The organism is Cognatishimia sp. (assembly GCF_964229375.1).
Taxonomy (GTDB): Bacteria; Pseudomonadota; Alphaproteobacteria; order Rhodobacterales; family Rhodobacteraceae; genus Cognatishimia.
Genome location: NZ_CAXREH010000194.1, coordinates 1 through 9,059, shown reverse-complemented (window position 1 = coordinate 9,059; position 9,059 = coordinate 1). Strand labels below are relative to the sequence as shown.

Annotated in this window: 13 protein-coding genes; 7 read left to right on the top strand and 6 right to left on the bottom strand. The window is 56.5% G+C overall.

Going from position 1 to position 9,059, the window contains the following annotated elements:
* Both ACEQWH_RS14505 and ACEQWH_RS14500 read left to right on the top strand, forming a co-directional pair.
* Positions 1-645: class I SAM-dependent methyltransferase (locus ACEQWH_RS14505; RefSeq protein ID WP_370232011.1), on the top strand; the 645-nt coding region annotated here is incomplete at its 5' end.
* A 69-nt stretch (positions 646-714) separates the two neighbouring features.
* The gene (locus tag ACEQWH_RS14500; protein WP_370232010.1) at positions 715-1,164 is read left to right on the top strand and encodes a YtoQ family protein; all 450 of its coding nucleotides are present in this window, start codon (positions 715-717) and stop codon (positions 1,162-1,164) included.
* Positions 1,165-1,186: 22 nt separating this feature from the next.
* Here ACEQWH_RS14500 and ACEQWH_RS14495 read toward each other — a convergent pair whose 3' ends face one another.
* Positions 1,187-1,507, bottom strand: coding sequence for a DnaJ family domain-containing protein (locus ACEQWH_RS14495; RefSeq protein ID WP_370232008.1), 321 nt, complete (start codon positions 1,505-1,507; stop codon positions 1,187-1,189).
* A 57-nt stretch (positions 1,508-1,564) separates the two neighbouring features.
* A complete protein-coding gene (locus ACEQWH_RS14490) occupies positions 1,565-2,266 on the bottom strand; it encodes a glutathione S-transferase family protein (RefSeq protein ID WP_370232006.1) in 702 nt (233 codons plus the stop codon).
* A gap of 148 nt (positions 2,267-2,414) precedes the next feature.
* Here ACEQWH_RS14490 and mscL point away from each other — a divergent pair, with 148 nt between their 5' ends.
* Both mscL and ACEQWH_RS14480 read left to right on the top strand, forming a co-directional pair.
* Complete coding sequence (mscL, locus tag ACEQWH_RS14485; protein WP_370232004.1) at positions 2,415-2,849, top strand: large conductance mechanosensitive channel protein MscL; 435 nt, start codon at positions 2,415-2,417, stop codon at positions 2,847-2,849.
* Positions 2,850-2,949: 100 nt separating this feature from the next.
* Positions 2,950-3,756 carry a mechanosensitive ion channel family protein gene (locus ACEQWH_RS14480; RefSeq protein ID WP_370232013.1) on the top strand — a complete coding sequence of 269 codons (807 nt, stop codon included), beginning with the start codon at positions 2,950-2,952 and terminating at the stop codon, positions 3,754-3,756.
* 28 nt (positions 3,757-3,784) lie between these two features.
* Here the strand turns inward: ACEQWH_RS14480 and ACEQWH_RS14475 are convergent, their stop codons facing one another.
* Positions 3,785-4,066 (bottom strand): DUF1330 domain-containing protein, encoded by a 282-nt coding sequence (locus tag ACEQWH_RS14475; RefSeq protein WP_370232002.1) that lies wholly within the window; start codon positions 4,064-4,066, stop codon positions 3,785-3,787.
* Between the two features lie 79 nt (positions 4,067-4,145).
* Between ACEQWH_RS14475 and ACEQWH_RS14470 the strand changes: the two genes are divergently transcribed.
* On the top strand, positions 4,146-5,042 hold the full coding sequence (locus ACEQWH_RS14470) for a LysR family transcriptional regulator (RefSeq protein ID WP_370232000.1): 897 nt from the start codon (positions 4,146-4,148) through the stop codon (positions 5,040-5,042).
* Here the strand turns inward: ACEQWH_RS14470 and ald are convergent.
* Positions 5,039-6,157, bottom strand: a complete 1,119-nt coding sequence (gene ald, locus ACEQWH_RS14465) for an alanine dehydrogenase (protein WP_370231999.1) — start codon at positions 6,155-6,157, stop codon at positions 5,039-5,041. The two genes, ACEQWH_RS14470 and ald, sit on opposite strands and share 4 nt — an antisense overlap.
* A gap of 139 nt (positions 6,158-6,296) precedes the next feature.
* Here ald and ACEQWH_RS14460 point away from each other — a divergent pair, with 139 nt between their 5' ends.
* A complete protein-coding gene (locus tag ACEQWH_RS14460) occupies positions 6,297-6,755 on the top strand; it encodes an Lrp/AsnC family transcriptional regulator (protein WP_370231997.1) in 459 nt (152 codons plus the stop codon).
* A 26-nt stretch (positions 6,756-6,781) separates the two neighbouring features.
* On the opposite strand, the gene ACEQWH_RS14455 is transcribed toward ACEQWH_RS14460, so the two are convergent.
* On the bottom strand, positions 6,782-7,657 hold the full coding sequence (locus tag ACEQWH_RS14455; protein WP_370231995.1) for a LysR family transcriptional regulator: 876 nt from the start codon (positions 7,655-7,657) through the stop codon (positions 6,782-6,784).
* Between the two features lie 83 nt (positions 7,658-7,740).
* On the opposite strand from ACEQWH_RS14455, the gene ACEQWH_RS14450 reads away from it, so the two are divergent.
* Positions 7,741-8,550 carry a phytanoyl-CoA dioxygenase family protein gene (locus tag ACEQWH_RS14450; RefSeq protein ID WP_370231993.1) on the top strand — a complete coding sequence of 270 codons (810 nt, stop codon included), beginning with the start codon at positions 7,741-7,743 and terminating at the stop codon, positions 8,548-8,550.
* A gap of 95 nt (positions 8,551-8,645) precedes the next feature.
* Here the strand turns inward: ACEQWH_RS14450 and ACEQWH_RS14445 are convergent.
* The coding region (locus tag ACEQWH_RS14445) for a TOBE domain-containing protein (RefSeq protein ID WP_370231991.1) at positions 8,646-9,059 on the bottom strand (414 nt) is incomplete at its 5' end.

The following is a 9,059-nucleotide window of genomic DNA, read 5'->3' as shown; positions in this document are numbered from 1 at the left end:
AACACCATGGCAACCGCTGATGCTGCGAAGTTCTGGGACAAGATTGCACCGAAATACGCACGTGATCCGATCAAGGATATGGCGTCCTATGAGCTGACATTGAACAAAACGCGGGGCTATCTCGCGGCGGAGCACACGGTTTTAGAGATCGGTGCAGGCACGGGGGCGACGGCGCTGTTGTTGGCTGGCGACTGCGCCCATATCACCGCGACGGACCTGTCCACTAAGATGCTGGAGGTGGGTCGTCAGAACGCGGCGAAGGACGGCATCGACAATGTCACCTTCGCGCAGCACCGCGCCGAAGACATGCCCGACGGGCCGTTTGATGCTGTTCTCGCCCATAACATACTGCACCTTGTCGAAGACTTGCCCGCCGTACTTGCCCGCGCATATGCGGTGTTGAAGCCGGGCGGGGTGATCGTTTCTAAGACATTCGTGAAACCAAAGTCCGGCCTGCACCTTGAGTACCGCGTGATGAAGCTGGTGCTGCCGCTGATGCAGTTTCTGGGAAAAGCGCCATTCGTGGGCTTTCACACCCGAGAAGACTTGGAAGAGGCGTTTCGTGTCGCAGGCTTTGAGATCCTAGAGAGCGGTCATTTCCCGGCCGGACAAGAGCGACTTTATACCGTGGCGCGAAAGTCCTAAGTGCGACGAGTTGGTGGACATTTCCTGCTGACCCCGCATAGTGCACCGCAGGAAATTCGGAGAACGCAAATGGGTTTGAAAGTCTATCTGTCCGGTGAAATTCACACGGATTGGCGCGAACAGATTATCGACGGCGCGGCCGGTCTGGATGTCACTTTTGACAGCCCAGTGACCGATCATGCGGCCAGTGATGATTGCGGTGTGCGCATCTTGGGGGCCGAGGATCAAAAGTTCTGGCATGACCACAAGGGCGCCAAACTGAATGCGATCCGTACTCGCAAAGGCATCGAGGACGCGGATGTGGTCGTCGTACGGTTTGGGGAAAAATACAAACAGTGGAATGCCGCGTTTGATGCGGGCTATGCCTCGGCGCTTGGCAAATCCCTGATTGTCTTGCACGGCCCAGACCATCAGCACGCCCTAAAAGAGGTGGATGCCGCTGCGTTGGCCGTGGCCGAGGAGCCTGCGCAAGTGGTCGAGATGCTGCGTTATGTTCTGACCGGAGCGCTACCCGGCTGATCCTCAGTGCGGTCTGAGTGCTTTAGCGTTGCAGAAACTTGCGACGGGCGTCTTGCTCGATCGCAAGGCGCATTTCCAGATCGGCCAGCACAGCCATCGCCGCTTTGCGCGCCTCGGGGTCCGTCAGGCTGGCCAGATGTTTGGCCTGCGCGTCCCGTTCCTGTTTCAGCGTGAACTCGCGTGGCAACGCGCCTGCGTCTGCCATGATGCGAAATCCGGCGGTTTCGGCGGCGTCGCCATAGCCCGCATGTGGCAGAGGTTTGCCTTCGCCCTTAAGCCCGGTCAGCTGACCTTCGGCTTTGGCTTTTAGGATTTGACGCTCTGCAAGGTCTTTGAAGCGCATGTTTGGGCCTCCTTTACCTGACCCCAATATAGGGTCAGGCAGGGGCAACCAAAAGGGTTAGCTATCGCGGGCCGGAATGGTGCGACCTTTTTGAACAGCCGGACGCGCCAGGAACCGCTCAAGGTATGCGTTGACATTCGGGAAGTCTTCCCAGCCGACCAAGTCTTTGGCCTCGTAAAAGTTCAGCGCCGCCAGCCATGGCGCGATTGCGATATCTGCGATGGAATAATCGCCCGCGATCCACTCTTTGTCCGAGAGTTCTTTTTCAAGCACGGCCAGCAGGCGTTTGCCTTCGTTGACATAACGTTCGCGCGGGCGAGGGTCTTCGATTTCAGAGCCTGCGAATTTAACGAAAAAGCCCATTTGACCGAACATCGGGCCAAGGCCACCCATCTGGAACATCAGCCATTGAATGACTTTGGCTTTTTCTGCAGGCGAGTTGCCGATCAGCTTGCCGGTTTTCTCGGCCAGATAGATCAGGATCGCGCCGCTTTCAAACAGTCCAACCGGAGCACCATCTGGGCCATTGGGGTCAATGATGGCAGGGATTTTGTTGTTTGGGTTCAGCGACAGAAATTCTGGGCTTTTGACGTCTGCATCGGACAGGGTCACCAGATGCGGCTCATACGCCAGACCCATCTCTTCCAGCGCGATAGAGACTTTGACGCCATTCGGGGTCGGGAAAGAAAACAGTTGCAGAACGCTTGGATCTTTTGGCGTCCATTTTTTGGTGATTTCAAATTGTGAAAGGTCGGCCACGGTTAACTCCTGGGTTGTTCACGGGGAAGATAGGCAGTTTTTCCCATAATTTTAGATGAAAAAGAGTGCGTATTTGGGCAGGGTGATGTGCATAGGCGCAAAGTGCCTCACGTAAGTCTTATAAAATAGCAACTAAGGGGACAGTTTTATGTTGCAGGAATTCAGAGATTTTATTGCCAAAGGCAATGTTATGGACATGGCGGTCGGGATTATTATCGGCGCGGCATTTACGGCCATTGTGAAATCCATGGTCGGCGACCTGATCAATCCGATCATCGGGCTTTTCTTGGGCGGCGTTGATTTCACCAATTCATACATAGTTCTGTCAGGCGAAGTCGCTGCGGGCGCAAGTCTGGATGCAGCGCGCGAAGCAGGGGCTGCGGTCTTTGCACATGGTGCATTTATCATGGCCGTGATCAATTTCCTGATCATCGCCTTCGTGGTGTTTATGCTGGTGCGCTACGTTAACAAAGTGAAAGAAGCCGCCGCCAAAAAAGAGGAAGAGGCTCCGGCACCTGAGGCGCCAGCGGGACCAAGCGAGCTGGACGTTCTGCTTGAGATCCGCGACTCTCTAAAAAAGTAAAGGCGTGTCGCCTTTTCGTTAAGAATGTGCTGCAGTAAAAGGGGCACATGACAAGGGCCGGTTCCTCCGGCCCTTATGTTTAGGAGAGATGATTTTGACTTTGGACTCTGTGATGGATTTTGTCGGCCAGTACTCAAATATCGTGACGAATACGATCACCGCTTTTATCGTTTTGATTATCGGCTGGACGATTGCCGGATTGGTGGCGCGTTTGATCCGCCGCAGGGTCTTTGCCAGTGAAACGCTGGACAACACAATCGGCAGCTTTGCCGCGTCGATCGCGCGCTGGATCATTCTGCTTGTCACAGGCATCGCAATTATGGGTCTGTTTGGCATTGAGGCGACCAGCCTTGTGGCGATCATGGGGGCCGCGACCTTGGCGATTGGTCTGGCGCTTCAGGGTACGCTGAATGATTTGGCCTCGGGGTTCATGTTGATAATCTTCCGCCCCTATAAGATCGGGCAATATGTGGATATCGCGGGCACGTCCGGCACCGTCAAAGACATCAATCTGTTTGTGACCGAGCTGTCCACGCCGGACAATATCCAGATCATCGTGCCCAACGGTCAGGCCTGGGGTGCTGTGATCACCAACTATTCCCATCACGTGACCCGCCGTATCGATCTGATGTTTGGCATCGATTATGGCGATGACGCTGACAAAGCCATTGCGATCATTCACCGCGTCGCCGCCGAAGATAGCCGCATTCTGAAAAGCCCTGAGCCTTGGGTAAAGGTAACGGCACTCGGCGCGAGTTCGGTGGATATCACTGCGCGTCTGTGGTGCTCTTCTGCGGATTTCTGGGATGCAAAGTTCGAGCTAACTAAGGCAATGAAAGAAGCCTTTGACGCCGAGGGCATCTCGATCCCTTACCCGCATGTTGTGCAGATCCGCCGCGAAGGGTAGCGCGAAAGGGGTCGTTAAGACCCCTCTATTACATCAGAATAATATTTGACTGTCCCGCACCACGGCGCAGCGCATGGGTGCTGGCCAGCTCTGGGTCATTGATCCAGCCAAGTGCATGATCGCGGTCGGGGAAGGTCAGGATGACCGTGACATCCGGCGCGGTTCCGTCGCCTTCGATAATCGTGGCGTCCTGTGAAACGGCCAAAGGCTGCGCGTTGTATTTCGCAAGCGCTGCGCCTGCTTTTTCGCGATAGGCCGCGAGGGTGTCGGGGTCTGAAATGGATAACGTGACGATGGCATGAACGGTCATGATGTGTCTCCTGCTTGTGGCTATGCCTGATACTTAACCGATCTCGATATGTTCAAAAACGGTCATTGATGCGCATTGGTTGCGCATATATTATCAGGCCATGCTGGATTGGAATGACCTTCGCTTTGTTCTAGAGACCGCGCGCAACGGCGGAACCAGCGGTGCTGCGCGTGTGTTGGGCGTCAACCACGCGACGGTGGCGCGGCGTATTTCGGCGGCGGAACAAGCCTTGGGAGAGCGGTTGTTTGACCGGCTTCCAAGTGGCTATGTGCCAACAGAGGCCGGCCAAGAAGCGGTGCGCACCGCCGAGGCCATGGCGCGGTTGAACTCGGACCTCGATCTAAAGATTGCAGCACGGGATGACCGTCTGCGGGGACGGCTGCGTGTGACGGCGCCCCAACTGTTCATTCAGCGGATCTTTGGCGATGTGCTTAAGGACTTCACTCAGGCCTATCCCCAAGTGGATCTGGAATTGGTGGCCACCAATGACACGTTGAATCTGGCCCAACGCGAGGCGGATGTCGCGATCCGGTTCTCAAACGAGCCGCCGGAAACGCTGTTTGGTCGCCGCTTTATGGAGCAAAAAGGCGCGGTCTATGCGTCGCCTGATCTGATCGCACGGGATCCGGGCGGAGAGGCCCCATTGGACTGGGTGCGCTTTGCCCATTGGCCGGGGCCGCCTGCTGAATTGAAAGCCGTGCGTCCGAATTTGCGCGTGCGATTGACGGTGGATGATATGGCCGCAGCGATTGGCGCAGTGCGTGCGGGGATTGGCGCGACGCGGATGGCCTGTTTTTTGGGGGATACGGATCCGGCGTTGGTGCGCGTGCCCCATATGCCGCGGTTTGACTATCTGCCCTTGTGGTTGCTGACCCATGCAGATCTGCGACATGTGCCGCGCATTCGGACCTTTATGGAGTTTACTGCAGCTCGCCTCAGCGAACTGCAGCCGGTTTTTGAAGGGGCCGAGCCTTAGGCTTTCAGCGCCAGTTGTGGGGACAGAACGTCGATGCCCAAGGCTTTGCCGACTGCGTAGTAGGTCAGCTTGCCCGCATGTACGTTCAAGCCGTTCAACAGATGCGGATCGTCCTCGCAGGCTTGCTTCCAGCCTTTGTTCGCCAAATTGAGCAGGAAGGGCAGGGTTGCGTTGCCCAAAGCCTGAGTCGACGTGCGCGCAACTGCGCCCGGCATATTGGCCACGCAATAGTGCATGATGCCGTCCACGTCATAGATCGGATCCGCGTGGGTTGTGGCACGAGAGGTCTCAAAGCAGCCACCTTGGTCGATGGCGACATCCACAAGCGCCGCGCCCGGTTTCATGTCAGACAGCTGCGCGCGCGACACCAGTTTCGGAGCCGCCGCGCCCGGAATGAGAACCGCACCGATGACCATATCTGCGGCATTCACCAGCTCGGCCGTCGCACCCGCTGTAGAATACTGGTTCTTGAACACGTGGCCAAATACGTCGTCCAGATACTTCAGCCGGTTCAGGCTGCGGTCCAGAACGGTGACATCAGCGCCCATGCCTGCTGCGATGCGCGCCGCGTGAGTGCCGACAACGCCGCCGCCAATCACAACGACCTTCGCGGGTGCAACACCGGGAACGCCGCCCATCAGAACGCCACGGCCGCCATTTGCCTTTTGCAGTGTCCAGGCCCCAACCTGAGGCGCCAAACGGCCAGCGACTTCGGACATCGGTGCCAACAATGGCAATCCGCCGGCGGCGTCGGTCACTGTTTCATAAGCAATCGCAGTACAGCCGCTGTCCAATAGGTCGTGGGTTTGATCGGGATCGGGCGCGAGGTGTAGGTAGGTGAACAGCAATTGACCCTCGCGCAGCATCTTACGCTCGACCGCCTGCGGCTCTTTCACTTTGACGATCATGTCGGCGGTCGCAAAGATCTCTTCTGCGGTGTCCAAAAGCGCAGCACCTGCCGCTTCATAGTCGGCGTCGCTGAATCCGGCCCCTGCGCCGGCGCCTTTTTGGATGACCACCTCGTGGCCATGGTTAACGGCTTCGCGGGCCGCGTCTGGGGTCATGCCAACCCGGAATTCCTGCGGTTTGATTTCTGTGGGGCATCCGATTTTCATGGGGTCGTCCTTTAGGTAAGCTTTCCGACAGTCTGGCCTCGGATTTGCAAGAAAGTGCTTCTTTTTTAGGCAGAATAAAAACATGTAATTCGAAGAATCTTCGACTATAGGTGCCCAACGCGCAAGGAGGTTCGATATAATGGAACTTGATCAAACGGATCGTCGCATCCTGACGGTGCTTCAAAAACGCGGACGGATGTCGAATGCGGACTTGTCCGAAGAAGTAAACCTATCGGCATCCGCCTGTCACCGTCGTGTGCAGCGGCTGGAGAACGAGGGGGTCATTCGGGATTACGTAGCGCTTTTGGATTCACGAAAAATGCGTGTGCCGACCACGGTTTTTGTCGAAATTACCTTATCGGGGCAGGCAGACGAGCTGCTTGAGGGTTTTGAAAAGGCCGTGGCGCGCATTCCGGACGTTCTGGAATGTCATCTGATGGCAGGCACGGCGGATTATCTGTTGAAAGTCGTGGCCGAAAATACCGAAGATTTCGCCCGCATTCACCGTCAGTATCTGGCCCGTTTGCCCGGGGTTGCCCAGATGCAGAGTTCCTTTGCGCTGAGAACCGTGTTCAAGACAACGGCGCTGCCGGTCTGAGCACCGGTGCCCACAGGGCGTCAGTTCTATAGGGCTGCGATCTGGTCGCTGATCTGACGAAACACAGGGTCCTCTTGGCGCAGGCGTGACCAGATCAACGCGATGTCCGCGACGGCTTCGGGGGACGACACGGGCCGTGTCTGCAACGGGCAGCCGTCATAGCTGGTATCCGTGGTCGGGCAGGTATAGCTGAGCCCGACCCCCATGCCATGCGCCGCAAGGGAGCGCATGGATTCCAATGATGCGGCCCGAATGGCAATATTCGGCGACAGGCCCAAACGCTCAAAGATGCGTTTCACGAAACTCTCGGACAGTCCTTCGCTGGAAAGGATCAGCGGGTGATCCTCTAGCTGCTGCAACGTGATGTGGTCATTGCGGGTCAACGTGTGACCGTTGGACAAAAACACGGTCGGTGCGATGGAACGCAGGCTGCGCCGCTGAAACCTGTCGTCAAATCCCACGTCATAAGACAGCGCCAGATCAATGCGACCTTCGTTCAGATCCGTTGCAAGATTGGCAAACCCGCCTTCGCGACCCTGAAACGTGATGTCCGCAAAGCTGTTTTGCAGATGTTTCAGCGTCGGGGCCAGATACCAGGGGGCGATGTCGTCAAAACAGCCCAAGACGAACGTTCGTGATCGATCCACGCCGGTTTCGATGGATTGCGCCAGTGCAACCAGCCGTTGGGCCTCATTTATGAACCGATGGCCAAATGGGGTGATCTTGATTGCCGCGCCCTTGCGACGCACAAAGATCGGCTGGCCAAGCGTGTCCTCGACCCGAGAGATTGCGACGGACAAGGACGGCTGCGAGACATTCAGCTTGGCTGCGGCGTCGGTCAGGCTGCCGGTCTGGGCGACGGCGAGAATATATTCATATTGGCGTAGGGTATTATATAGCATCAGTTTATTTATAGTATGAAATAATATTATTTGAAGCTATTTGCGCCCCCTCTTAGGCTGCCTTCAACACGGAGGATACAAATATGCATGCGCTGCTGACACAGAAGGATATCGACGCCTTTCAACGCGATGGCGTTGTCTTGGTAAAAGGGCTTTTCAAAGACTACGTCGACACGATCCGGGCGGGAATTGAACGCAATATGGCCGAGCCGGGCCCCTATGCGGCGGAAAACCTGAAGGATGGCGAGCGTGGCCGGTTCTTTGACGACTATTGCAACTGGACGCGTATTTCTGAATTCGAAGAGGTCATCCGCACATCGCCCGCCGCCGAAGTCGCCGCTGACCTGATGCAGTCCCAGACCGTGCAGGTGTTTCACGACCATGTTCTGGTGAAAGAGCCCAGCACGACCAAGCCGACCCCATGGCATCAGGATGGCCCTTACTATTTTGTAGATGGAATGCAGAACGTCAGTTTCTGGTCACCGATGGACCCTGTGAACGAAGCCAGCCTGCGGTGTGTTGCGGGCAGTCATGCTTGGGAGAAGCCGGTTTTGCCCACGCGCTGGCTGTCGGAAACCAATTTCTATCCCGAGGACGATGCCTATATGCCCGTGCCGGACCCCGATGCTGAGGGGATGGATATTCGGGAATGGCCTATGGAGCCCGGCGATGCGGTGGCTTTCAACTATGGCATTCTGCATGGCGCGCGGGGCAACACATCGACAACGCGCCGCCGCGCCTTTTCCCTGCGGTTGGTTGGGGATGATGCGCGTTATGTCGAGCGGCCCGGCCCGACATCACCGCCGTTTCCGGATCACGGCATGACTGCGGGGCAGGTTCTGAGAGAGGACTGGTTCCCAGTGATCTTTCAGCGCGAAACGCCCGGCGACTAAGCAATGCGTCGCCACTAACCCAGCCACGCGACCACGTGGCTGGGAGAGCTCAAGAGGTGCAAACGCCCTTTGCAGCCCTTCAAAGCAATCGTCGCCTAGTTCTGACGCTCACCCGTTTTTGCATCAAACAGATGAACTTTCTCGTCGGCAAAACTGAAGTGCAGCTCGTCGCCATTCATCACATTCGGTGGGGTTTCTAGCTTTACGATGAACTCGACCCCGTCCGCGGTTTTCATGTGAACCAGAGCAAGTTCGCCCAAGTTTTCAACGATCTCAAAGCGTGCTGAGAGTTTTGCGTCTGAGGCATCGCTTAGTTTCATATGCTCGGAGCGAATGCCTATGATCGTATCTGAGTCTGCCGACACACCCAGCGCTTGCAAGGCCTGTGCCGATAGGTTCGCGGGCGAGAAGAAATTCATCTTTGGGCTGCCGATGAACTGCGCAACGAATGTGTTTTGCGGCCGCTCGTACAGATCGATCGGTGATCCAACTTGTTCAATATGACCGCC